Annotated in this window: 21 protein-coding genes; 15 read left to right on the top strand and 6 right to left on the bottom strand. The window is 65.1% G+C overall.

Annotation, left to right across the window (positions count from 1 at the left end; all coding sequences use genetic code 11):
• Positions 1-10: 10 nt before the first annotated feature.
• The 3 genes from RA24_RS07685 to mdoH are packed head-to-tail and all read left to right on the top strand — an operon-like array spanning position 11 to position 4,652.
• Entirely contained in the window at positions 11-1,273 is a 1,263-nt protein-coding gene (locus RA24_RS07685) for an OpgC family protein (protein ID WP_039190801.1), read from the top strand.
• Positions 1,270-2,778: a glucan biosynthesis protein gene (locus RA24_RS07680; RefSeq protein ID WP_019295822.1), complete on the top strand. Its 1,509-nt coding sequence runs from the start codon at positions 1,270-1,272 to the stop codon at positions 2,776-2,778. Before RA24_RS07685 ends, RA24_RS07680 begins: the two co-directional genes overlap by 4 nt.
• Positions 2,775-4,652 (top strand): glucans biosynthesis glucosyltransferase MdoH, encoded by a 1,878-nt coding sequence (gene mdoH, locus RA24_RS07675; protein WP_039190860.1) that lies wholly within the window; start codon positions 2,775-2,777, stop codon positions 4,650-4,652. Before RA24_RS07680 ends, mdoH begins: the two co-directional genes overlap by 4 nt.
• A 248-nt stretch (positions 4,653-4,900) precedes the next feature.
• Here mdoH and RA24_RS07670 read toward each other — a convergent pair whose 3' ends face one another.
• Positions 4,901-5,746 (bottom strand): alpha/beta hydrolase family esterase, encoded by an 846-nt coding sequence (locus tag RA24_RS07670; protein ID WP_052269556.1) that lies wholly within the window; start codon positions 5,744-5,746, stop codon positions 4,901-4,903.
• Positions 5,743-6,216, bottom strand: a complete 474-nt coding sequence (locus RA24_RS07665) for a rhodanese-like domain-containing protein (protein WP_052254138.1) — start codon at positions 6,214-6,216, stop codon at positions 5,743-5,745. Before RA24_RS07665 ends, RA24_RS07670 begins: the two co-directional genes overlap by 4 nt.
• Positions 6,217-6,471: 255 nt before the next feature.
• Here RA24_RS07665 and RA24_RS07660 point away from each other — a divergent pair, with 255 nt between their 5' ends.
• The 7 genes from RA24_RS07660 to selD are packed head-to-tail and all read left to right on the top strand — an operon-like array spanning position 6,472 to position 14,588.
• Entirely contained in the window at positions 6,472-9,333 is a 2,862-nt protein-coding gene (locus tag RA24_RS07660; RefSeq protein ID WP_039190799.1) for a monovalent cation/H+ antiporter subunit A, read from the top strand.
• Between the two features lie 2 nt (positions 9,334-9,335).
• Positions 9,336-9,689 carry a Na+/H+ antiporter subunit C gene (locus tag RA24_RS07655; protein WP_019295817.1) on the top strand — a complete coding sequence of 118 codons (354 nt, stop codon included), beginning with the start codon at positions 9,336-9,338 and terminating at the stop codon, positions 9,687-9,689.
• A complete protein-coding gene (locus tag RA24_RS07650) occupies positions 9,689-11,221 on the top strand; it encodes a monovalent cation/H+ antiporter subunit D (RefSeq protein ID WP_039169769.1) in 1,533 nt (510 codons plus the stop codon). The genes RA24_RS07655 and RA24_RS07650 overlap by 1 nt, the downstream gene beginning before the upstream one ends.
• Complete coding sequence (locus RA24_RS07645; RefSeq protein WP_019295815.1) at positions 11,218-11,715, top strand: Na+/H+ antiporter subunit E; 498 nt, start codon at positions 11,218-11,220, stop codon at positions 11,713-11,715. The genes RA24_RS07650 and RA24_RS07645 overlap by 4 nt, the downstream gene beginning before the upstream one ends.
• Positions 11,712-11,981 (top strand): K+/H+ antiporter subunit F, encoded by a 270-nt coding sequence (locus RA24_RS07640; RefSeq protein ID WP_019295814.1) that lies wholly within the window; start codon positions 11,712-11,714, stop codon positions 11,979-11,981. Before RA24_RS07645 ends, RA24_RS07640 begins: the two co-directional genes overlap by 4 nt.
• Before the next feature lie 11 nt (positions 11,982-11,992).
• Complete coding sequence (locus RA24_RS07635; RefSeq protein WP_039152027.1) at positions 11,993-12,394, top strand: Na+/H+ antiporter subunit G; 402 nt, start codon at positions 11,993-11,995, stop codon at positions 12,392-12,394.
• A gap of 31 nt (positions 12,395-12,425) precedes the next feature.
• A complete protein-coding gene (gene selD / locus RA24_RS07630) occupies positions 12,426-14,588 on the top strand; it encodes a selenide, water dikinase SelD (RefSeq protein WP_039190856.1) in 2,163 nt (720 codons plus the stop codon).
• Positions 14,589-14,783: 195 nt separating this feature from the next.
• On the opposite strand, the gene mnmH is transcribed toward selD, so the two are convergent.
• Positions 14,784-15,836, bottom strand: a complete 1,053-nt coding sequence (gene mnmH / locus RA24_RS07625) for a tRNA 2-selenouridine(34) synthase MnmH (protein ID WP_039190797.1) — start codon at positions 15,834-15,836, stop codon at positions 14,784-14,786.
• Positions 15,837-15,997: 161 nt separating this feature from the next.
• Between mnmH and RA24_RS07620 the strand changes: the two genes are divergently transcribed.
• A complete protein-coding gene (locus RA24_RS07620; protein ID WP_019295810.1) occupies positions 15,998-16,489 on the top strand; it encodes a MarR family winged helix-turn-helix transcriptional regulator in 492 nt (163 codons plus the stop codon).
• A 3-nt stretch (positions 16,490-16,492) separates the two neighbouring features.
• On the opposite strand, the gene RA24_RS07615 is transcribed toward RA24_RS07620, so the two are convergent.
• Entirely contained in the window at positions 16,493-17,182 is a 690-nt protein-coding gene (locus tag RA24_RS07615) for an SOS response-associated peptidase (protein ID WP_036761922.1), read from the bottom strand.
• A gap of 90 nt (positions 17,183-17,272) precedes the next feature.
• Between RA24_RS07615 and RA24_RS07610 the strand changes: the two genes are divergently transcribed.
• Positions 17,273-19,021, top strand: coding sequence for a tetratricopeptide repeat-containing sulfotransferase family protein (locus RA24_RS07610; RefSeq protein ID WP_039190795.1), 1,749 nt, complete (start codon positions 17,273-17,275; stop codon positions 19,019-19,021).
• Between the two features lie 6 nt (positions 19,022-19,027).
• On the opposite strand, the gene RA24_RS07605 is transcribed toward RA24_RS07610, so the two are convergent.
• The gene (locus RA24_RS07605; protein WP_039190794.1) at positions 19,028-19,336 is read right to left on the bottom strand and encodes a DnaJ family domain-containing protein; all 309 of its coding nucleotides are present in this window, start codon (positions 19,334-19,336) and stop codon (positions 19,028-19,030) included.
• Positions 19,337-19,498: 162 nt separating this feature from the next.
• Positions 19,499-21,079 carry a bifunctional metallophosphatase/5'-nucleotidase gene (locus RA24_RS07600; protein ID WP_039190792.1) on the bottom strand — a complete coding sequence of 527 codons (1,581 nt, stop codon included), beginning with the start codon at positions 21,077-21,079 and terminating at the stop codon, positions 19,499-19,501.
• A gap of 161 nt (positions 21,080-21,240) precedes the next feature.
• On the opposite strand from RA24_RS07600, the gene RA24_RS07595 reads away from it, so the two are divergent.
• Genes RA24_RS07595 through arsC form a run of 3 tightly spaced genes read left to right on the top strand, consistent with a single transcriptional unit; the run spans position 21,241 to position 22,972 of the window.
• Entirely contained in the window at positions 21,241-21,579 is a 339-nt protein-coding gene (locus RA24_RS07595) for a DUF952 domain-containing protein (protein ID WP_039169755.1), read from the top strand.
• Entirely contained in the window at positions 21,576-22,634 is a 1,059-nt protein-coding gene (locus RA24_RS07590; protein ID WP_039190790.1) for a quinone-dependent dihydroorotate dehydrogenase, read from the top strand. The genes RA24_RS07595 and RA24_RS07590 overlap by 4 nt, the downstream gene beginning before the upstream one ends.
• A complete protein-coding gene (gene arsC, locus RA24_RS07585; RefSeq protein ID WP_039152050.1) occupies positions 22,631-22,972 on the top strand; it encodes an arsenate reductase (glutaredoxin) in 342 nt (113 codons plus the stop codon). Before RA24_RS07590 ends, arsC begins: the two co-directional genes overlap by 4 nt.
• Positions 22,973-22,985: the final 13 nt, after the last annotated feature.

The raw sequence follows: 22,985 nt of genomic DNA, 5'->3' as shown, positions 1-22,985 counted from the left end.
GAAACGACCGATGTCCAGCGTTGCGCCCTTCCCCGGGCCTCAGAAAGACCCCAATGCTGCCAACCGTGCAGAGCCCCCGCTGCAGGCGGCCCAACCCCGTGTGCGCGACCCGCGGCTCGACTTCTACCGCGGTATAGCGATGTTCATCATCCTGGTGGCGCATATCCCGGGCAACCGCTGGGCCAGCTGGATCCCGGCCCGGTTCGGCTTTTCCGACGCAACAGAGATCTTCGTCTTCTGCTCCGGCATGGCCTCGGCCATTGCCTTCGGCAGCTCCTATGCCAAGCAAGGCTGGTGGCTCGGCACCGCCCGCGTGGTGTTCCGCTGCTGGCAGGTTTACTGGGCCCATATCGGCCTGTTCTTCTTCCTCGCCGCCTCGATGGCGCTGCTCGACCTATACGGCGGCTTCGACAAGAGCTATATCGGCTCATTGAACCTGCACTGGTTCTTCACCAACACGGTGCAGCAGCTGACCGGGCTGTTCACCCTCACCTATGTTCCGAACTACTTTGACATCCTGCCGATGTACCTGGTGGTTCTTCTGCTGATGCCGCTGATGATGGGGCTGGAGAAGGCAGGTCTGTGGACTGTGGCCACCGCCAGCATCCTGATCTGGCTCACCGCCAACCCCTACATGATCGGCCTCGGCCCGGACGGTATCTCCTTCATGGCGGAACCCTGGTCAGACCGCGAATGGTTCTTCAACCCGCTCGGCTGGCAGCTGCTGTTCTTCACCGGTTTTGCCTTCATGAAAGGCTGGCTGCCTGCGCCGCCGGTCTCCAAGGCGCTGGTGATTCTGGCCGCCGCATTCCTGGTCCTGTCGGCGCCCTTCGGCTCCTGGAAGGTGTTCCTGTGGGTGGAAGCTGCGAACAAGGACCTGGCCAGCCTGATCCGCCCGACCTGGGAAATCACCGCCGAATGGCGCGAGAAAACAGACTTCGGCCTGCTGCGTTATGCCCACTTCCTGTCGCTGGCCTATCTGGGCTGGGTAGCGGCCGGCACTGGCGGCAAGCGGCTCATCGCCTCCGGCCAGTCTCTGGCGGCCCGCACCTGGGCAGTTTTGCTGAAACTGATCACCAAGGTCGGCCAGCAATCGCTTGCGGTGTTTGTTTTCTCCATGGCTCTGGCGCGGTTCATCGGCTTTGCGCTTGACCAGACCGACCGCGCGGTTATGACCACGGCATTCGCCAACCTGGTTGGCTTTTTCCTAATCATTGTCTGCGCTTACTCCGCAGCCTGGTTCAAGTCGCAACCTTGGAGAGCCAAGCGATGAGCACTTTGACCCGCCGCACATTCATGGCTGCCGCACTTGGCAGCACCGCCCTTGCCGCATTGCCCGGCATGGCCAGCGAAGCCGTGCCGTTCACCCGCGATGTCGTGATCGCCAAGGCCCGCGCCCTGGCCGCGAAGGATTATGCCGAGCGCCCGATGGTGCCGCAAGACTGGCTGGAGCAGTCCTATGACGACTACAAGGCCCGCTGGTTCCGCACCAAGGACGCGCTGTGGTCCAGCACTGACCGCAGCTACAACGTTGATTTCTTCCTTCCCGGCCTCTATTTCCCGCGCGCCATCCAGATCAATACGGTGACGGACGGGCTGTCCAGCCGCGTGCCCTTTGACCTCTCGCTGTTCGACAAAAACGAAAAGGCGCCGGACCTCACCACCGAGGGCGACCTGGGCTATTCAGGCCTGCGCCTGCGCACCGATCTGGACGACCCCACCAAGAAGACAGAGTTCTGCGTCTTCCAGGGCGCCAGCTATTTCCGCGCCATCGGCATCGGCAATGCCTACGGCCTGTCTGCCCGCGGCCTGGCTCTGAAAACCGCTGACCCCGAAGGCGAGGAATTCCCCGAGTTCATCGAATTCTGGCTCGAGGCCCCCGCCCCCGGCCAGCGCCATATGGTGGTGCATGCGCTGATGGACTCGCCGTCGGTGACCGGCGCCTACCGTTTCACCGTCACCCCGGGCAGCAGCGCCGTGATGGATGTGGAGGCAACCCTGTTTGCCCGCGAGGAGCTGAGCCATGCAGGCCTTGCGCCGCTCACCTCGATGTTCCTGTTCGATGCCACCAACCGCCACCGGTTCGACGATTTCCGCCCGGCGGTGCACGACAGCGACGGGCTGCTGGTACTGAACGGCAATGGCGAAACCCTGTGGCGGCCACTGGCCAACCCGAAACGCCTGCAAGTGTCCTCCTTCGTGGACGACAACCCGCGCGGCTTCGGTCTGATGCAGCGGTCGCGCAAGTTGTCGGATTTCAACGACCTCGAGGCCTTCTATCACAACCGCCCCTGCCTGTGGGTGGAACCCAAGGAAGACTGGGGCAAAGGCGCTGTCACGCTGGTGGAAATCCCGGCGGACAAGGAAATCTACGACAACATCGTCGCCTACTGGCGCCCGCGCGAACCCTATGCCGCCGGGTCCGAGGTCAGCCTCAATTACCGCCTCACCTGGGGCGGCGAGCCGGTGCTGCCGATGCCGCGGGTGACCGACACCGCCGAAGGCGCCCGCATCTTTGGCGGTCCGGGCCGGATCATGACCATCGACTTCGCCGCGCACCCCTTGCTCGAAGGCGAACCGGACACCCTTGACGTCCACATCCACTCTCCCCATGTGGCGACCAGCGAAGGCGTGCTGCAGCGCAATCCGGAAACCGGCGGCCTGCGGCTCGCTTTCTACTTTGATCCGGGCGACCGGGACCACGTCGAACTTCGCGCCCAGCTCAGGAAAGACGGCAGCCCCGCCTCTGAGGTCTGGCTTTACAGGTGGACCGCATGACCATGTGTGATCTGATGCCTCCGGAACAGCCTCTGGCGATGCCGGAGCAAGATTTCAGCAAGGATTTTCGCGATGCGGAAGCCCCCGGCGGTGCTGCGCCGCGCCAGGTGGCGCTGTGGCGCCTGCTGGCGTTTTCGCCCGCGATGGCCGCAACCGGTGTTCTGACCTGGGTCATGGCCGGCTGGTTCACCGATGGCGGCTTCTCAGTGCTGGAGATGATCCTGCTGGCGCTGATCGCCTTCAACTTCTTCTGGATCGCCTTCACCGTCTCCACTGTACTGCTCGGCCTTTACGGGCTGTCGCGCCGCGAGCGCACCGCCGCCCGCGGTGCTGCCCGCCCGATGAAGGTGGCGCTCTTGATGCCGGTCTACAACGAGGTGCCCTGGTACGTGCTGGGCAACGCTCAGACCATGCTGCAGGAGCTTCACGGCCGCGGCGGCCTGCATGAATACGCGATGTTCATCCTGTCGGATACCCGCGACGACGCCATTGCCGCGCAGGAGCGCGCCAGCGTCGAGGCGCTGCGCACCATGCTGCCCGAGGGCACTGAGCTCTACTACCGCCGCCGCGACGACAACGAAGGCCGCAAGGTCGGCAATATCTCCGACTGGGTGCGCCGCTGGGGCGCTGGGTATGAGGCAATGCTGGTGCTGGACGCCGACAGCCTGATGACCGGCCGCGCCATCGCCCGGCTGGCCGATGCGCTGGCCCGCGACCCAAGCGCAGGCCTGATCCAGAGCTACCCGCAGCTGATTGGCGCGCAATCGGTCTTTGGCCGCATGCAGCAATTCGCCAACGGTGTCTACGGCCTGGCACTGGCCGAGGGCCTCGCCCGCTGGGCCGGCCACGAGGGCAACTACTGGGGCCACAACGCCATCATCCGCACCCGCGCCTTTGCCGCCTGTGCCGGCTTGCCGCTGCTGCGTTCCCGCTTTGGCGGCGGCGAGAAGCTGATCATGAGCCATGATTTCGTCGAGGCAGGCCTGTTGCGCCGGGCCGGCTGGTCGGTGCGCTTCCTGCCCCGCATCCGCGGCTCCTACGAGGAAACACCGGCCACCCTGATCGACCACATCCTGCGCGACCGCCGCTGGTGCCAGGGCAACCTGCAGCACCTCAACCTGCTGCACGCCAAAGGCTTCCGCGCAATCTCCCGCTTCCACCTGTTTGCAGGCGCGATCGGCTACCTGATGGCGCCGGTCTGGTTTGCACTGCTGGTCCTTTGGGCCGTGATCGGCCGCAGCGAAGAGGCGTCCGTCATCAGCTACTTCAGCGAAGCCAACCCCTTCCGCCCCAGCTGGCCCGACATGTCCGAGCCCAAGCATGTGCTGGTGATCATCCTGATCTACGCCATGCTTCTGGCGCCCAAGATGCTGGCCGCAGCAGCGCTGCCGCTCACAGGCAACCGGTTTTCCGAATACGGCGGCCCGGTGCATTTCGCACTGTCTTTCGTGTCCGAGGTGGTGCTGGCCATCCTCTATGCGCCGATCCTGATGGTGCAGCAGATGATCGCGGTGTTCCGCACCGCCCTTGGCCTGCAGCGCGGCTGGGCACCGCAGGCGCGTGACGGCGGCAGCTACTCCCTGCGTACCCTTGTGACCTGCCACGCGCTGGAAACCGTCAGCGGTGTTGCGCTCTGGGCCGGCATCCTGACCGGAACAGTGTCGCTGTGGCTGGCGCCCATCGCGCTGTCGCTGGTGCTGGCGGTGCCGCTGTCTGCGCTCTCCGGCGTCAAGACCGTGAACCGCATCCGCCACTGGATGGCCACGCGGGAGGAATTCACCGAACCCCAGATCACCCGCGCCGCCCGTGCCGCCCGCGCTGACCTGAAGGCGCTGCTGGACGGTACCACCGCCCGCGGCACCCCGGCAGAGTAACCGCCGCAAACAAGGAACTCCCGCGCCCGCAGGATGCCCCGGCTGGTCGGCACACCCTTGGCGGCCTTGGGCCCAGCGCCGCGCAGACGCGCGGCGAGGCCCGCGGCAAACGCTACCGCAGCGCGCCCGCACGGGCGCGCTGCCCGGCCCAACGCTTTGGCCTGCAAATCTTTGATTTTCAGGCCGAAGGGGCGGGTGCCCGCCGCCCTTTTCCAGACGCTCCGGCGGCGCTAGACGTTCCGGCGGCGTCAGCGCACCGCCGGCTGGTCCTCGAACCACTCCGCCATCAGCTCCGCCCAGCTCTTGGGCAGCGTATGGCCACCATCAAACAGCACCAGCTCAATATCCGCACCCGGCCCGCAGTCCCAGCGGCGGCGCATCAGGCCATCTGCGCTCCACGCCCTGTCCGGCGCATGAGAGGTGCAAGCGTTGGCCTCCCGCCAAACCTCTAGCGCGGCAAAGACATCGCCCTGCTCAAACCGCCCGCCACCCAGAATTCGGCCCTCCAGCGGCACCACCTCGTCGCGCCAGCCATGCACCTGCAACAGCCGCACGGGGCCATTGCAGCGTTCCGGCTGCGGCCGCCAGAAGGCGCCGGACACCGGCGCATAAGCCGCAAAGGCGGCAGGGTCGCGGCAGGCCAGGTAATGCACCATGAAGGCACCGGCCGAGAACCCGGCCAGCACCGTCTGCGACCGGGAGGTCCCGAACCGCTCTGCCGCATCCGCCAGCACCGCAGCAAAAAACGCGCCCTCGTCACGCCCCCCGGTAAACGGGCCGAACCCCCAGGATTGCGGTCCGCTGCCATCCCGGCGCAGCCCCTCGGGCGCAATCACCGCATAGCCGCGCTGCTTCAGCCCCGCCACCAGCGTCCGGTTGCGCAGCACGCTGCTGCCGCTGCCGCCATAGCCGTGCAGGAACATCACCACCGGCACTGCGCCCTCTGCCCCCGCAGGATCCGGCAGGACAATTTGATACTGTCCCTCTTCAATGCTGCAGGCACCTGCCTCTGCGCCGCACTCCGCCATGGCCGCACTGCCGCAGACCGCAGCCAGAGCCGCGGCAGCCGCCGCCTTTCTCAACCCCTGCATCATCCCTGCCACCGCGCCACCGGCAGGTTGCCGGCGATCCAGCCCGGCCCGGCTGCAGACCCCAGCATCCCTTCCGGCACGTCAATCACATGGGTATAACCCGCCTCCGACAGCATCAGCGTCACCCGTGCAGAGCGCACACCGCGGGCGCAGATCAGCGCCACAGGCACAGAGCGGTCAGGCCCCGCCACAGCCTGCAGGGCCTTGATGAAGTCTTCCCGCCGCATGTCGATCTGATGACTGCCCACTGGGACACCCGACGCCCGCCATTCCTGCGGCGTGCGGATGTCTACCAGGGTAATCTCGCCGGCCTGCGCCTGCGCATAGGCCTCCGCCACGGTCAGCCGCGGATGATCGTGGTCCGGTGGCTGGCGGCGCTGCCACCAGATGCCGGCCCCCGCTGCGGCAGCAGCGCCGCCCAGCAGCACCAGCCGCCGCGTAAGCGTCGGGTTTATTGCGTCTGCCCCAGCCATCGTTCCTCCGCTGCCGCTTTTGCCCCTATGGTCTAGCAGGCCACAGGCCCTCAATCACCAGAAACAGGCCGATTCCATCGGTCAAGTTCTTGTTATTGCGCGCCTGCTGCCCAATTATGCCCGTAACGAGCGTATTCACTCTGCCTTTGGCTGCGGCATTACCGCCGCAATCCGGGCGGCGGGGGTGGTTCTGAGCAACAAAATTGCTTAGCACTGGCCTAAAAACGACGCGCCAACCCGACAGGAGACTTGCACGTGTCCCTTTTCCTGATTGCGGCCCTGCCCTTTATCGGAGCCGTCTTTCCCGCGCTATTGATCCGCGCCGGACGCAATGCGGCTGCCTCTGCCGCCGGGCTGACCACGCTGCTCGCCTTCATCGGGTTGATGCTGCACATCCCAGCAGTATTCCGCGGCGAGACGGTCTTTGCCGCGGTGGACTGGCTGCCCGCCCTTGGCCTCAACGCGCATTTCTTCCTTGATGGCCTTGGCTTCCTGTTTGCGGCGATGATCCTGGGCATCGGCCTCCTGATCATCCTTTACGCCCGCTACTACCTGTCGCGCGAAGACCCCATGGGCCAGTTCTACAGCTACCTTCTGCTGTTCCAGGGCGCGATGGTCGGCATCGTTCTCTCGGACAACATCCTGCTGCTGCTGGTGTTCTGGGAGCTCACCTCGCTCAGCTCCTTCCTGCTGATCGGCTACTGGAAACACCTGCCCGAGGGCCGCCAGGGCGCGCGCATGGCGCTGACGGTGACCGGCTCCGGCGGGCTGGCGATGATTGCCGGCATGCTGATGCTGGGCCATATCGCTGGTTCCTATGACCTCAGCGTGATCCTGCAGAACAAGGAAGCGATCCAATCCTCGGATCTCTACCTGCCCGCACTGATCCTGATCCTGCTGGGTGCCTTCACCAAATCGGCGCAGTTCCCGTTCCATTTCTGGCTGCCGCACGCGATGGCCGCGCCAACGCCTGTCTCGGCCTATCTGCACTCCGCCACAATGGTGAAGGCCGGCCTCTTTCTGATGGCGCGCCTCTGGCCGGTTCTGGCCGGCACGCCGGAGTGGTTCTACATCGTTGCCACCACCGGCCTTGTCACCATGCTGGTCGGCGCGGTGATTGCCCTCTTCAAGGACGACCTCAAGGCGCTCCTGGCGTTCTCCACCGTCAGCCACCTCGGCCTCATCACCATGCTGCTGGGCTTTGGCACCAAGATCGCCGCGGTTGCCGCGGTGTTCCACATCATCAACCATGCCACCTTCAAGGCGGCGCTGTTCATGACCGCGGGCATCGTCGACCACGAGGCTGGAACCCGCGACATCAAGCGCCTGGGCGGCTTGCGCCACCTGATGCCAATCACTTTCACCATCGGCACGGTGGCAGCCCTGTCCATGGCCGGTATCCCGCCACTCAACGGCTTCCTCTCCAAGGAGATGATGCTGGAGGAAACCGCCCACACCATCTGGAACGGCTCGCACCTGATCGTGCCCGCCCTGGCCACTCTGGCGGCACTCTTCTCCGCCGCCTATTCCTTCCGCTTCATCGTGCACGTTTTCCTCGGGCAAAAGCGTGACGACTACCCCGGCCACCCGCATGACCCGAACACAGGCATGTGGATCGGCCCGGCCTTCTTGGTCGTACTGGTGGTGCTGATCGGCCTTGCCTCGGCCAAACTCGCAGGCCCGATGGTCGCCACAGCTGCAGGCGCAGTGATCGGCGGCGGCGAGCTGCCCTATTATTCACTCAAGCTCTGGCACGGTCTGACCCCGGCGCTTTACATGTCCATCGCAGCCACCATCGGCGGCCTGACCCTGCTGGCGCTGCACAAGCCCCTTCAGCGGGCCTGGAACGCCCTGCCCCGGCCCGAAGCAAAAACCATCTTCGAGGCCCTGATCGGCGCCTTCACCCGGCTCAGCCAGTTGGTGACCGAAGGGCTGCACAACGGTGTCCTCACCCGTTACGCGGCGATCATGGTCACCTTTACCGTGGCCATCAGCTATTTCGCCTACCGCGGCGGAACCCTGGGCGTTGAAACCCGCCAGCTGCAGGAGCCGGGCGCCCTGCCGGTGGTTGGCTGGTTTGCCCTGGTGGTGGCAACCCTGTTCATCGTCGCCAAGCACCGCAACCGCCTGCTGTCTCTGGTGCTGATCGGCGTGGTTGGCCTCGTGGTCTCGATGTCCTTCAACTACCTCTCTGCCCCCGACCTGGCGCTGACCCAGATCTCGGTTGAGGTGGTGACCATCATCCTGCTGCTACTCGCCTTGAATTTCATGCCCAAGGAAACCCCGGTCGAGACCCCGGCCCTCACCCGCCTCCGCGACGGCGCGATTGCAGCGGTGTCGGGCCTGGGGGCGGGCGGGCTGATCTATGCGCTCCTGATGCGCGACTTCGCCTTCCCGACCATCTCGGACTTCCATCTCGCCAATTCCTACAAGGGCGGCGGCGGCACCAATGTGGTAAACGTGATCCTGGTCGACTTCCGCGGCTATGACACCTTTGGCGAGATCATCGTGCTGGGCATCGCCGCCATGGTGATCTTTGCCCTGACCGAGGCCGTGCTCGGCTCCAAGGTCCGGGCCTATCTGCTGAACCGCAAGCCCGACCTGCCGCAAGCGGGCGACGCCCATCCGCTGATGATGGTGGTGGCAACCCGCGTGATGATGCCGCTGGCACTGATGGTCGCCGCCTATATCTTCTTCCGCGGCCACAACCTGCCGGGCGGTGGCTTTATCGCCGGCCTGGTCGCCGCCATCGCCATCATCATGCAGTACATGGCCTCCGGCTTTGCCTGGGCGACCGAGCGGCAGCGCTATCCCTACCACGCCATCATCGGCTCCGGCGTGCTGATTGCCGCCGCCACCGGCATGGGCGCCTGGTTCAACGGCAAGCCGTTCCTCACCAGCGATTTCGGCTACCTGCACTGGCCGCCGCTGGAGGAGTTCGAATGGGCCACTGCCGCCCTCTTTGACCTCGGCGTCTTCCTGGCCGTCGTCGGTGCGGTGCTGCTGGCACTCGAAAGCCTGTCGCGTTTTGCCTGGCAGCCGGGCATTAGCTCCGAACACGCAATGGACATCAACCCGGCACGCGACGCAGCGGCCAAGACCGGGACGGAGGGATAAGCATGGAACTTCTCGTTGCCTCGGCCGTGGGCATTCTGACGGCGGCAGGTGTCTACCTGATCCTGCGCCGCCGCAGCTTCCCGGTGATCCTGGGCCTGTCGCTGCTGACCTATGCGGTCAACGTGTTCCTGTTTGCCACCGGCAGGCTGGTCACCGGGGCGCCGCCGATCCTCAACAAATATGAGGAGGTCGCCTATACCGATCCGCTGCCGCAGGCGCTGGTGCTCACCGCCATCGTGATCTCCTTCGGCATGACTGCTGTTGTGGTGATGATCGCGCTGGGGGCCTATCTCTCGTCCCGCGATGACGGCACCGCCATGCCGGTTGAGGCAGACGGCGCAGAGGAGGACGCATAATGGAGCATCTTCTGATCGCGCCGGTGGTTCTGCCCGCCCTCGTTGCGCCCTTCATCATCATGGTGCTGCGCCACCATCTGGACCTGCAGCGGATCTTCTCGCTGGCCAGTGCGGTGCTGCTGGCAGGCATCACACTGGCGCTGGCCGCGCAGTCCGCCGATGGCACGGTAAAGGTCTACGAGCTCGGCGACTGGCCCGCACCCTTTGGGATCGTGCTGGTGCTGGACCGGCTGTCGGCGATGATGATCGTGCTGACGTCGCTCTTGGCTCTACCGGTGCTGCTTTACGCCATCGGCTCCAACTGGGACACCCGCGGCGCCAACTTCCATGCGCTGTTCCAGTTCCAGCTGATGGGCATCATGGGCGCCTTCCTGACCGGCGACGCCTTCAACCTGTTCGTTTTCTTCGAGGTGCTGCTGATCGCCTCCTATGGGCTGATGATCCATTCCGGCGGCACCCGCCGGTTCCAGGCCGGGGTGCAGTATGTGGTGTTCAACCTCCTCGGCTCCACCCTGTTCCTGTTTGCACTCGGCACGCTCTACTCCGTGACCGGCACCCTCAACATGGCCGACCTGGCGGTGAAGGTCGCCCAGATTCCGGCAGAGGACACCGCCCTTCTGCGCGTGGGCGCGGTGATGCTCCTCTTGGTCTTCGCGATCAAGGCATCGCTCCTGCCGCTGCACTTCTGGCTGCCCTCGGCCTATGCCAACGCGCCGATGCCGGTGGCGGCACTGTTTGCAATCATGACCAAGGTCGGCGCCTATTCGATCCTGCGCATCTACACGCTGGTCTTTGGCCCCGAGGTTGAGGCCACCGCAGGCCTGACCGAAAGCTGGCTGCTGCCCGCCGCCATGCTGACTCTTGGCGCCGGCGCCATCGGCGTCCTCGGCTCCAAGAAGCTGGGCCGCCTCGCCGCCTTCGGCGCCATCGCCTCCATGGGCACGCTCTTGATCGCAATCTCTTTGTTCACCCAGACCGCCGCCGCAGCTGCGCTCTACTACCTAGTACACTCGACACTGGCTGCGGCGCTGCTGTTCCTGGTCGCTGACCTGGTGATGGAACGCCAGGGCCAGTGGATCCTGCCCCAGTTGCCGATGCCGCAGACCGGGCTGATCTCAGCGCTGTTCTTTGCCGCGGCCATCGCGCTGGCGGGGATGCCGCCGCTTTCGGGCTTCCTGGGCAAGCTGCTGGTCCTTGATGCCACCCGCGGCGCCGATCTCGCCCCCTGGATCTGGGGTGTGATCCTGCTCGGCTCGCTCATCACCATCATCGGCATGGCCCGCGCAGGTTCGCTCCTGTTCTGGAAGGGCCACGGCCTGCCTCAACGCGCTGCAGAGGAACCCGGCTACACCGCTGCTGAAACCGCACCGCCGCCTGCACTGGCCTTCGTGGCCTGCTTCGGCCTCCTGGCCGGGCTGGTGGCGCTCACCGTTTTTGCAGGCCCCGCCACCCGCTATGCCGAGGCAACGGCGGCGCAGCTCTACGCGCCCTCGGCCTATATCGACACCGTGCTTGGGAGGACGGCTGAATGAAACTGGTCTGGCGGCTTTTTCCGCACCCCTTGCTCACGCTCCTGCTGACCCTCACCTGGCTTTTGATGGTGAACCGCTGGTCGCTGAACTCATTGGTCTTCGGCTTCCTGCTGGGGGTGGTGATCCCCTTCGTGACCCAACCCTTCTGGCCCAACCGGCCCAACCTTCGCCGCCCGTTCAAGATCGCGGAATACATCCTGGTTGTGCTGCTGGACATCGTGCAGGCCAACATCATCGTCGCCCGCATTGTGCTGTTCAAACCCAACGCCGACCGGCGCCCCAACTGGATCACCATCCCGCTGGACCTGAAAACGCCGGAGGCAATCACCGCCCTTGCCGGCACCATCACCATGACGCCCGGCACCCTTTCGGCGGACGTCTCGGATGAGGGCCACGCCCTGCTGGTCCACTGCCTCGATGCCCCCAACCCCGACGCGGTGCGGGATGAAATCAAACAGCGCTACGAGCGCCGGCTGATGGAGATTTTCGAATGATCGAAAGCGCTGCCACCTTCGCCTTCGCCTGTTTCGCGCTCGCCATGCTGATGAACCTCTGGAAGGTCGTCACCGCCCCCGATGTGGCCGACCGCATCCTGGCGCTCGACACCATGTTCATCAACGCCATCGCCCTGATGGTGCTTTACGGCATGGCGCTGGGAACTGAGATCTTCTTTGAGGCCGCAATGATCATCGCGATGCTCGGCTTTGTCTCCACCGTGGCCTACGCGCGCTTCATCCTGCGCGGCAACATCATCGAGTAAGGGGCAGAAAGATGGAAACCCTGTTTGAATTCCTCGTCGCCGCCTTCCTGGTAACCGCCGGCATCTTCGGCATTGTCGGCTCCTTTGGGCTGATCAAGCTGAACGACCAGATGTCGCGCCTGCACGCGCCGACCAAGGCCACGACCCTTGGTGTCGGCGGGGTGCTGCTGGCCTCCATGCTGCACGCAGCTGCGTTTGAGAAATACTTCTCCTACCATGAACTGATGATCACGCTGTTCCTGTTCCTGACCGCACCGATCACGGCAAATTTCATTGCCAAGGTGCACATCCACCGGCAGGAAACCCGCGATACCATGCCGGAGGCGGGCGGCGACGATCACTGGGCCACCCATGACACGCCCGAGGATGAGGAACGCCGCAGCGCGGAACAGACGCCGCCCGCCGAAGACTGAACGCACAGCACTCAGGAAGGCCTGACCCGTGATCGACACCTCCCGCCTGCCGCTGACCCGTGACCTGGTTCTGGTGGGCGGCGGCCACACCCACGCGCTGGTCTTGCGCAAATGGGGGATGAAGCCCCTGCCCGGCGCCCGGCTGACGGTGATCAATCCCGGCCCCACCGCGCCCTATTCGGGCATGCTGCCCGGCTTTGTGGCAGGCCATTATCAGCGGGATGAGCTGGACATTGACCTCGTGCGCCTCGCCCGTTCTGCCGGCGCGCGCGTGGTGCTGGGCGCGGCAGAGAATATTGACACCGCCGCCCAACTGGTGCACGTGCCCGGCCGCCCGCCGATTGCCTATGACGTGGCGTCCGTCGACATCGGCATCACCTCCGCCATGCCGGACCTGCCGGGCTTTGCCGAGCACGGCATCCCGGCCAAGCCACTGGGCCGCTTCGCCGCCCGCTGGGCTGCCTTCCGCGAGGATGACGGTCCCGCCCATGTCGCGGTGATCGGCGGCGGCGTTGCCGGGGTGGAGCTGGTGCTGGCCATGGCCCATGCCCTCCGCACCCGCGGGCGCCTCGCCCAGGCGACGCTGATCGACAGCAGCAGCGCCTTGCGCGCCATTGGCGAAAAGGCCCGCCAGACCCTGCGGCGCGCCCTGGTGGAACACGGCGTGCGGCTGGAGGAGAACGCCGACATAGAACGAATCGAAGACGGCTACATCACGCTGCAGGACGGGCGCGAAATCCTCTCGGATTTCACCACCGGCGCCGCCGGCGCCCGTCCCTATGGCTGGCTCGCGGACAGCGGATTAGACCTGAACGACGGCTTCATCCGCGCCAGTGAAACCCTGCAAAGCTCTGATCCGCAGGTCTTTGCCGCCGGCGACTGCGCCCATATGGAGTTCGCCCCGCGCCCCAAGGCAGGCGTCTACGCCGTGCGCCAGGCCCCGGTGCTCTACCACAACCTGCGCGCCCTGATGACCGGCGACCCGCTGCGCAAATACAAGCCGCAGAAGGACTACCTGAAACTGATCTCCATGGGCTCCAGGGAAGCGCTCGGCGAACGCTTCGGCACCACCCTGTCCGGCCCGCTGATGTGGACCTGGAAGGATCGCATCGACCAGGCCTTCATGGAAAAGTTCCGCGATCTGCCCACCATGGAGGCCTCGCCGCTGCCTGCCGAACACACCCTCGATATGGAGCAGGCACTTGGAGACAAGCCCATGTGCGGCGGCTGCGGCGCCAAGGTCGGGCGCAACGCGCTGCTCGGAACGCTTTCAGGGCTTGGCGGCACGAACCGCAACGACATAACGCCGCTGCCCGGCGACGACGCCGCCCTGCTGACCACCGGCGGCGTCCAACAGGTGATCAGCACCGACCACCTGCGCAGCTTCACCAATGACCCGGTGCTGATGACCCGCATCACCGCCGTGCATGCGCTTGGCGATATCTGGGCGATGGGGGCAGAGCCTCAGGCCGCCACCGCCAACCTGATCCTGCCGCGCATGTCCCCCGCCTTGCAGGCCCGCACCCTGCAGGAGATCATGGGCACCGCCTCTGAAGTCATGCTGGCAGCCGGGGCCGCCATCATCGGCGGCCATACCTCGCTGGGGGATGAACTGACCATCGGCTTTACTGTCACCGGCCTCTGCCAACGCCCGGCAATCACCCTTGCAGGCGCCAAACCCGGCGATGCTCTGATCCTGACCAAACCCCTCGGCTCCGGCGTGCTGATGGCCGCGGAGATGGCCGGCGAAGCCAAGGGAGAATGGGTGGCGGCCGCGCTTGACCAGATGAGCCAGCCGCAGGGCGCCGCCGCCCGCATTCTGCAGAACGCCCACGCGATGACCGACGTCACGGGCTTTGGCCTCCTCGGCCATCTCCTGGGCATCTGCGAGGCCTCCCGCACCGGGGCAGATCTCTACACCGGCCGGATCCCCCTGATGCAAGGCGCCGCCGAATTGGCAGACCGCGGCATCCGCTCCTCGCTGTTCCCCGCCAATCAGGCCGCCCTGCCGAAGCTGAAGACCACCGGCTGGCAGGACCTGCTGTTTGATCCGCAAACCGCAGGCGGCCTGCTGGCCGCGGTTGCCCCGGATCAGGCCGGAAATCTGCTGGAGCAGTTGCAAACCGCCGGCTATCCGGCATCCCTCATCGGCAAGGTCACAGAAGACACCGGGGCCATCACCCTCAGCGCCTAGCGCTGATACTGACAAGGGGCCAGCCCCTCTTGGCCCTAGGGGGCCAATTCACCCCGGGGTATTTCAGACCAGAAAGAAGCCCAACATCTGCTGCTTCTTTCTGGTCGAAAATACCCAGTCCCGTTGCGCCGCGGCGCAGCGCCAAACGGGCGCGGGGCATCGCAGATGTCCCGGCGACGGGCGGGAGAGCTCCGGTCAGAGACCGGACATAACCGCTGCCACCTGCGCTGCAGCCGCATCCAGTCCCGCCTCATCCAGCGCTTCGGCCCCGACCGTAGCAGCGACCTCTGCGCCAATGGCCGTGCGGGACTTGCGGTAGGCGGGGTCGTAATGCTCCACCATCAGCGCTTCGGTCAGGCCAGACTTGTCACCCGCCTCGATGCTGGCAAACCAGCCGTCGACAACAGCGCCGGAGCGGTGGGCGCGCAGCGGGCCCAGCTTCTCGCGCAGCCGCTCCGCATCTGACAGGATGTCATCGTAAGCCTGCACCAAGTAGCGGCAGCGTGCGGCCACCGGCACTTGCAGCTCAATCCTCGGCGCCTGCTTCATCGCGTCCCAGACCGCAGGCGGGATGATCCGCTGGCCAATCTTGCTCGATTCCGCCTCCACCAGCACCGGGCGGGCCGGGTCCAGCCTCATCAGCGCACCCGCCAAAGCGGACTCAAACCCCTTCTGGGAGGGCTGCGGCGTTGGCATATCCCCCAGCAAGGAACCCCGGTGATTGGCCAGCCCCTCCAGGTCCAGCACCTGCACCCCCAGATCTCCGGCGCGCTTCAGAACCTCGGTCTTGGCAGACCCGGTATAGCCGTCCAGCGCCACCAGCCGGTGCGGCAGTGCGGATTGATAGAGCGCCGCATTCACCAGCCGCCGGTAGCTCTGATAGCCGCCCTCCACCACCTCGGCGCGCCAGCCGATCTGCTGCAGCATCCAGGTAAAGGACCCCGACCGCTGGCCGCCGCGCCAGCAGTAGACCAGCGGCTTCCAGCCGCCCTCGTGGTGGCTCAGGCTTTGCTCGATGTGATTGGCGGCATTGCGGAACACCAGCGCCGCGCCCAGCTTGCGCGCCTTGAAGGGGCTGTCCTGCACGTAAATCGTGCCGACCTCAGCCCGTTCCTCATTGTTCAGCACCGGCAGGCTGATTGCGCCCGGCACGTGATCCTCGGCAAATTCCGCCGGGCTGCGCACGTCGATCACGGTGTCGAACCCGTGGGCATAGAACTCTTGCAATGAGGTGAATTTCAGCGCCATGGCCCATGCCTACCGCGCCCCATGCGCAAGGAAAAGCCGCAATTGCTGCTGCCGCGGCGATAAGTCTTGCGCGCATTGCGCACAGGGCGCTATGGCAAGTCTCGCGAACAGACACCCCGGCGCAAACAGCCCGGTGACAGACTGCCAAGGACCAAAAGGCCATGACCACTGACCCGTTGGACATCCACACCCTGCCCGGCCACCTGATCCGGCGGCTGCACCAGATTTCCGTGGCCCAGTTCATGGACCGCATGGCGGGTGAAGGCATTGACCTCACACCAGTGCAGTTTGCCGCAATGGCCGCCATCCACCGCCATCCCGGCATCGACCAGGCTTCGGTTGCCGGGCTTATCGCCTATGACCGCGCCACCCTGGGCAAGGTGGTGGACCGGCTGGCGGACAAGGGACTGGTGGAACGCCGCGTTTCCCGGGCCGACCGCCGCGCCCGCGAGGTCAGCCTGACCCGAGACGGAACCGCGCTTCTGGAGCACATCCTGCCCATCGTGCGGGCCTCGCAGCCCGGCATCCTGACCGGCCTCACCGAGGCGGAACAGGACACCTTCGTGGCGCTGCTGCAAAAGGCGACCCTTGCAGGCAATGACCTCAGCCGCGCGCCGCAGCGCGACCTGCCCGCCCGCCACGCTGCCGAGTAGCGCTCAGATCAGCTGCCCGCGCGGGATATCCTCCTCCCCGAAGGGTTCGATCAGCTCCGGCCCCTCAGCCCGGTTGGAGTTCACCGCCGGATCAACCCGGTGGAAGTCCAGCACGCCCTCCGCTCCCGGCTGCATCAGCCGGGCGGCGCCATGGCCCTCCTCCCCCAGCCATTTGCCCCAGTCGCCGGCCTCCAGGATCAGCGGCATCCGGTGGTGGATAGGTGAAAGCCCTTCGTTAGCGGCCGTGGTGACAATCGCGCAGGTCTTGACCGGATCGTCAGCCCCCCAGCTCTGCCAAACGGCAGCAAAGGCAATCGGCGCGCCGTCGTTGCGGCGGATGTACCAGGGCAGCCGGGCGCCCTCCTCCGACTTGGTCCATTCATAGAACCCGCTGGCCGGGATCAGGCAGCGCCGTTCGCGGGCGGCCTTGGCAAAGGCCGGCTTTTCCGCAATCGTCTCCGCCCGCGCGTTGATCAGCAGCGGCCCGGCGGTCTCTGTCTTGTACCAATGCGGCAGAAACCCCCAGCGCATGGACACCAGCTGCCGCCCGGCATCACCCGCCTGCACCACATGCACCGGGTTGGTCGGGCAGACGTTGTAATTGGGCACCTTGGGCAAATCATTTGCCGGCTGCGCCGCAAACAGCTGCGCCATTGCATCCGTGGGCAAGGTTATGGCAAATCGTCCGCACATGCTGATTTCTAACCCGGCCCGCGGCGCGTTTGCAAAACCTTCCGCGGCACAGGATTTTCAGCCGCCCTGACAGGATGATAGATAGGCCTCATGACTCTTCAGAACGATCTCCAGTCCGCCTTGGGCTTTCTCAACCAGGGTAAGTTCAAACAGGCGCTGAAACAGTCCAAGGGCGGCATGAAGCGGCACAAGAGCCACCCGGATTTCCCCAATATCGCGGGCATCTCCCTGTCCGGCCTGGGCAAGCACCGTGATGCTGTCCCCTATTTCAAGAAGGCGCTGGCGCTGGCCCCCGGCTTTCACGACGCCCGCAAGAACCTAGCGCAGACGCTTCTGTTCATGCAGCAGGGCGAACCGGCGATGAAACTGCTCGAGCGGGTACTGAAGGACCAGCCCGGCGATCAGGCCGCGCTCTATCTTCAAGCACAGGCGCATCTGGTGATGAACGACGCAGAGGCCGCGATTGAGGCCGCCACCGCGGCGCTGGCCCGCGACTCGCGCCAGCCGCGGATGCTGCGGCTGCGCGCCACTGCCTGGAACACGCTGGGCGATGAAAAGGCCACGCTGGCGGATTATCAGGCCGCGCTCAAGGTGAACCCCAATGACGCCGACGCGCTGCAGAACGCCAGCCTGCTGCTGGCCCGCCTGATGCGCCAGGACGAGGCCACCGAAGCCGCACAAAAAGCCGTCGCCGTGGCGCCCCAGAACGCCGAGGCCCGCCGCCGCCTCGCCAGCCAGCTGATCTCCAACGGCGAAAGCGCTGCAGCGCGCGAGCAGTGCCTGGCGCTGATGGAGCTGGATCCCAAGGACACCCAGGTGCTCGAAATGCTGGCCCGCATCAGCAGCCGAGAGCAGAACGCGGAGCTGCTGCCCGTCGCGCAAAAGGCGCTGAAAGCCGCCGCGCCCCGCTCGCTTGACCGTGCCAACGTCAGCTTTGCCCTCGCCCGGATCGCCGATCAGGCGGGCGACAAGGAGGCTTTTGCCGCCCACAATGACGAGGCCAACGCCTGTATGGCGGCGCAGACCCCCTACGGCTACGAAGAGAGCGAGCGTCAGTTCAGCCGCATCATGGCGGCTTTCCCAGGTCAGATCGCCCCGGCAGAAACCGCGCCGGAAGGCCCGCGCCCGATCTATGTGGTGGGGATGCCCCGCTCCGGCACAACCCTGACCGAAACCGTGATCGGCCTGCACCCCGAGGTGTTTCCCTTGGGCGAACGCGGCGTGCCGGCGTTCCTGCTGCACCCCTTTATCGAAAAGGATCAGGAGTTCACGCCTGAGGCCGCCCGCACTTTCGTGTCGGAGGACATCAGCCGCCTGCCCGGAATGCCTGAGGGCACCGCAGCCTATGTCGACAAGATGCCCGACAACTACCGCCTGCTGGGCCACCTTGCCACCGCCTACCCGGATGCACGGTTTGTTCATCTTTGCCGCGATCCGCGCGATGTGGCGCTGTCGATCTGGCGCGGCTATTTCTCCGGCAGCTCGCTCACTTATGCTTACGACCTCAAGGCGATGGCGCACCGGTTCAACCTCTATGGCCGGCTGATGCAGCACTGGCGGCAGGTGATGCCGGGGCGGATCTATGACCTGCGCTACGAAGACTTCGTTGCCGATATCGAGGGCGAAAGCCGCAAGTTGGCGGACTTTTGCGGGCTGAACTGGGTTGAGGATATGGCCCACCCGGAACGCCACGAGGGCCAGGTGCTGACACTGTCGAACACCCAGGTCCGCCAGACAGCGCACACGCGCTCAATCGGCAAATGGGAAAAATACGCCGATGTCCTGGCGCCCTTCATCGACGGGCTGAACCCGGAAATCTGGCCGGAAATCAAGGGTTAACAGAAGTTACTTCGTGTAAGCCTTGCGCGCGATTTCGATCCGCGCGTCCATCATCGACATCTCTTTCAGGATCTCCTGCCGGCGGCTGCGGTCGCCGGCCTCGCGCAGCTCCGCCCGCAGCCGCTGCAGCTCTCGCGACAGGCTGACGAATTCCGGCACCCCGCCGCTCTCGCGCACCAGCCGGTTGACCAGCTCATTCTCCGGGTCGTCGCATTTCGGCAGCGGCTTGCCGGCGCCTTGCAAGTTGTCAAAGGCGCCGTCCTTCTCGGCGGCTTCGATCCGGGCATTGATGAGGTCGATCAGCGGGTGGTCCATGGCTTTATTCTGCCATGCGCGCCGGCTGCGGGAAAGCCCCCGCCACCCCGTTAACAAACGGGTGGCGAAGGTTAAGGGTGCCTAAAGATAATGCGGCAGCCCTCCTGCCCGAATGTTTCGCGCGCGAAACATTGGGTCCGGTCCGGACCTATATGCCGCGGCCTATTTCACCTGTGAAATCCGCCCGTCGGTATAGGGCGTATAGGGGCCTTGGGCGGCCATGTATTCCGCCAGCACATCCGCCAGGTCGGGGCCAAAGTCATAGGCGTTCTTGTCGTCTCCTTCGAACATCGCATAGCCGTCGCCGCCATTACGGACATAGTCATTGGTGACCACCATATAGGTCTTGGCCGGATCAATGGGCACGAACCCTTCACCCTCAGCTACCATCACCTCGGAAACGCGCCCCGCGTTCGGCGCGGCGGAGCTGTCCCAGCTGAATTTCAGCCCGGCCACCTGCGGGAAGCGGCCCTTGACGTCCTCCACCTGGCTGACGCCGTTCTCCAGCGCCGCGACCAAAGTCGCGCCGTCGATCTGGAAAGTAGACAGCGTATTCTGGAACGGCAAGATGGTCAGCACCTCACCCATAGTGACCTCCCCCGCATCCAGACTGGCCCGGATACCGCCTGAATTCGCAATGGCAATTGTCACGCCCTGATCCTTCACCCGGTCCAGCATCGCATCGGCCACCAGATTGCCCATCTGGCACTCTTGCACCCGGCAGACATCCCGGCTGCCTTCAACGGGTTCTGCCGCCTCTGCCACCACCTTGTTTCGGATCTCATCCAGCGGCTGCGCCAGTTCCGCGATCCGGTCGAGGGTCGCCGCATCCTCGCTGACTGCGGCATCCATGATCAGCGGCTCGCCGCTGGCGCTGACAACATTGCCCGCATCGTCAAACGTCACGTTCAGCTCGCCCAGGAACTTGCCATAGGCATAAGCCTGCACGATCTGCACCCCGTTCACCACGGTCGGATAAGGCCCGGCGGCCTTCTCGGAAGTGTTGGACAGGTAGGTGTTGCTGTGTCCGCCAACGATTACATCTACACCGGAGGTCTCTGCCGCCACCCGCTGGTCCACACCATAGCCGGAATGGCTGAGCACCACGATCTTGTTCACCCCTTCTGCCGTCAGCCTGTCCACCTCTGCCTGCACCGCCGCCACGGGATCGGAGAAATGCACATTCTTGCCGGGACTTGCCAGCTCATGCGTGTCCTCCGGCGTCAGCCCGATCAGGCCGATCTTCTCGCCGCCCCGCTCAATCACCGTGGATTTCTTCAGAACATCCGCCAGCGCCGGTTCACCCGACACATCCGCATTCGACATCAGCACCGGAAAGCCCACCGCATCCATGAAACCGCGCAGCACTTCCGGCCCGTCGTCGAATTCATGATTGCCGACGGTCATCCCGTCATAGCCCAGCTTGGTCATGAACTCCGCCGCGGCCTTGCCCTTGTAATAGGTGTAGAACAGCGAACCCTGGAACTGGTCGCCACCATCCACCAGGATCGAATTCTCCGCCCGTCCCCGTGCGTCCGCGATGGCCGTCACCAGCCGCGCGGTGCCGCCGAAACACTTGCCCTCGGCCTGATCTTCGGCGTCGCAGGTGCTGTCGTATTTGTTGATCGGCTCGAACCGCGAGTGGAAATCATTGGTATGCAGGATGGTCAGCTTGTACTCCGCCGCTGCCGCTCCGGCAGTCAGGGCCAGGGCTGCAACCGATGTGAGAATACGTGCAATCATGAGGAGCGCTCCCGTTGTTCTGTTTTTGGGAATCCTGCGCCCAAACCCCGCGCCGGTCAAAGGGGAAAAGCCGTGGTGCTGCCTCCCCTTGCGTCAGCTTGACCGGCGGCTTGCCCCCAATCCCCCTTGATTCCTTTGCAAACGCAGGGCATCAGGCCGCTATGCTGATTTACAAGATTTTCCGGGCGGACGAATGGGCCGCACTGCAGGCCGCGGGCGAGACGCCGGGCGCGCCGATCGATGTTGCGGACGGCTATGTCCATTTCTCCACCGCCACCCAGGCCGCGGAAACCGCAGCCAAGCATTTTGCCGGCGCCGAGGGACTGACCCTGCTGGCCTGCGATGCGGATGCGATGGGCGCGGACCTGAAGTGGGAAGTGTCCCGCGGTGGCGCCGAGTTCCCGCATCTCTACCGCAATATCCGCATGTCGGATGTGGTCTGGGCCAAGCAGCTTCCGCTGGTGGAGGGCACCCATCAGTTCCCGGAGGAAATGGCATGAAGCTGACAGAGAAGCTGGCCCTTGCCGCGATGCACCGGATCGACCCGGAGGCCGCGCACGGGCTGTCGGTGAAGGCACTGACGATGGGACTGGCCCCAGCTCCCGGCCCGGTCACCTCTGCCCGGCTCAAGACCACGCTGGCCGGGATTGACCTGCCGAACCCGGTTGGTTTGGCGGCTGGCTATGACAAGAACGCCGAGGCACTGGCACCGCTGTCAAAATCCGGCTTCGGCTTTATCGAGGTCGGCGCGGCGACGCCCCGCCCGCAGCCGGGCAATCCCAAGCCGCGATTGTTCCGCCTGACGGAGGACAAGGCGGCCATCAACCGCTTCGGTTTCAACAATGAGGGCATGGCGGCGATCGGCGCCCGGCTGGCGCAGCGCCCGCGCGATGCGGTCATTGGCCTGAACCTCGGCGCCAACAAGGACAGCGAGGACCGCGCCGCGGATTTTGCCAAAGTGCTGGCCCATTGCGGTGCGCATCTGGATTTTGCCACCGTCAACGTGTCCTCGCCCAATACCGAAAAACTGCGCGACCTGCAGGGCAAGGCGGCGCTGTCAGCGCTGCTGGCCGGTGTGATCGAGACCCGCGAGGGCCTTAGCCGCCGGGTGCCGGTGTTCCTGAAGATCGCGCCGGATCTGGACCGTGCGGGTATCGAGGATATTGCCGCCGTCGCTCTGGAAAGTGGCATCGACGCGGTGATTGCCACCAACACCACCCTGTCGCGCGACGGTCTGCAAAGCGCCCATAAGGGCGAGGCCGGCGGTCTGTCCGGCGCGCCGCTGTTTGAAAAGTCCACCCGGGTTCTGGCACAATTGTCGGAGCTTTTGGATGGCAAGGTGCCGCTGGTCGGCGTCGGCGGCATCAGCACGGCGGAACAGGCCTATGCCAAGATCTGCGCCGGGGCCGCTGCGGTGCAATTCTACACAGCAATGGTCTATGGCGGGCTGTCGCTGGCCGGGGACATTGCCCGCGGCCTGGATGAATTGCTGGCCCGCGACGGGTTCGAAAACGTCGCGCAAGCGGTTGGAACCAAACGGAAGGATTGGCTGTGATCACCTATTGGCATTACCCGAAATGCTCCAAATCCCGCGCGGGCCTTGCGCTGATCGAGGAGCGCGGTGCAGAGGTGCAAACACGCGCGTACTTGGAGGATGCACCCTCGGTTGAGGAACTGAAGGCGGTGCAGACCGCTCTTGGCGTCTCCGCGGTGGAGATGATGCGGACCGGCGAGAAGGTCTTCAAGGAACTGGGCCTTTCCAAGGACAGCGCCGAGGAGGAACTGCTGGCGGCAATGGCCGCGCATCCGATCCTGATCGAGCGCCCGATTGCCATCAAGGACGGCAAGGCGGTGATCGGCCGCCCGACCGAGGCGATCGAAACCCTGCTCTGACCGTTTCCCGGCG

Source organism: Leisingera sp. ANG-M6 (genome assembly GCF_000813905.1).
Taxonomy (GTDB): domain Bacteria; phylum Pseudomonadota; class Alphaproteobacteria; order Rhodobacterales; family Rhodobacteraceae; genus Leisingera.
This window is presented reverse-complemented; position numbering and strand designations above follow the sequence as displayed.

What these genes read in the sequence shown, in the direction of transcription:
- RA24_RS07685 (WP_039190801.1), top strand. Translation starts at nt 11, where the DNA reads ATGTCCAGCGTTGCGCCCTTCCCCGGGCCTCAGAAAGACCCCAATGCT.
- RA24_RS07680 (WP_019295822.1), top strand. Translation starts at nt 1,270, where the DNA reads ATGAGCACTTTGACCCGCCGCACATTCATGGCTGCCGCACTTGGCAGC.
- mdoH (WP_039190860.1), top strand. Translation starts at nt 2,775, where the DNA reads ATGACCATGTGTGATCTGATGCCTCCGGAACAGCCTCTGGCGATGCCG.
- RA24_RS07670 (WP_052269556.1), bottom strand. Translation starts at nt 5,746, where the DNA reads ATGATGCAGGGGTTGAGAAAGGCGGCGGCTGCCGCGGCTCTGGCTGCG.
- RA24_RS07665 (WP_052254138.1), bottom strand. Translation starts at nt 6,216, where the DNA reads ATGGCTGGGGCAGACGCAATAAACCCGACGCTTACGCGGCGGCTGGTG.
- RA24_RS07655 (WP_019295817.1), top strand. Translation starts at nt 9,336, where the DNA reads ATGGAACTTCTCGTTGCCTCGGCCGTGGGCATTCTGACGGCGGCAGGT.
- RA24_RS07650 (WP_039169769.1), top strand. Translation starts at nt 9,689, where the DNA reads ATGGAGCATCTTCTGATCGCGCCGGTGGTTCTGCCCGCCCTCGTTGCG.
- RA24_RS07645 (WP_019295815.1), top strand. Translation starts at nt 11,218, where the DNA reads ATGAAACTGGTCTGGCGGCTTTTTCCGCACCCCTTGCTCACGCTCCTG.
- RA24_RS07640 (WP_019295814.1), top strand. Translation starts at nt 11,712, where the DNA reads ATGATCGAAAGCGCTGCCACCTTCGCCTTCGCCTGTTTCGCGCTCGCC.
- RA24_RS07635 (WP_039152027.1), top strand. Translation starts at nt 11,993, where the DNA reads ATGGAAACCCTGTTTGAATTCCTCGTCGCCGCCTTCCTGGTAACCGCC.
- mnmH (WP_039190797.1), bottom strand. Translation starts at nt 15,836, where the DNA reads ATGGCGCTGAAATTCACCTCATTGCAAGAGTTCTATGCCCACGGGTTC.
- RA24_RS07620 (WP_019295810.1), top strand. Translation starts at nt 15,998, where the DNA reads ATGACCACTGACCCGTTGGACATCCACACCCTGCCCGGCCACCTGATC.
- RA24_RS07615 (WP_036761922.1), bottom strand. Translation starts at nt 17,182, where the DNA reads ATGTGCGGACGATTTGCCATAACCTTGCCCACGGATGCAATGGCGCAG.
- RA24_RS07610 (WP_039190795.1), top strand. Translation starts at nt 17,273, where the DNA reads ATGACTCTTCAGAACGATCTCCAGTCCGCCTTGGGCTTTCTCAACCAG.
- RA24_RS07605 (WP_039190794.1), bottom strand. Translation starts at nt 19,336, where the DNA reads ATGGACCACCCGCTGATCGACCTCATCAATGCCCGGATCGAAGCCGCC.
- RA24_RS07600 (WP_039190792.1), bottom strand. Translation starts at nt 21,079, where the DNA reads ATGATTGCACGTATTCTCACATCGGTTGCAGCCCTGGCCCTGACTGCC.
- RA24_RS07595 (WP_039169755.1), top strand. Translation starts at nt 21,241, where the DNA reads ATGCTGATTTACAAGATTTTCCGGGCGGACGAATGGGCCGCACTGCAG.
- RA24_RS07590 (WP_039190790.1), top strand. Translation starts at nt 21,576, where the DNA reads ATGAAGCTGACAGAGAAGCTGGCCCTTGCCGCGATGCACCGGATCGAC.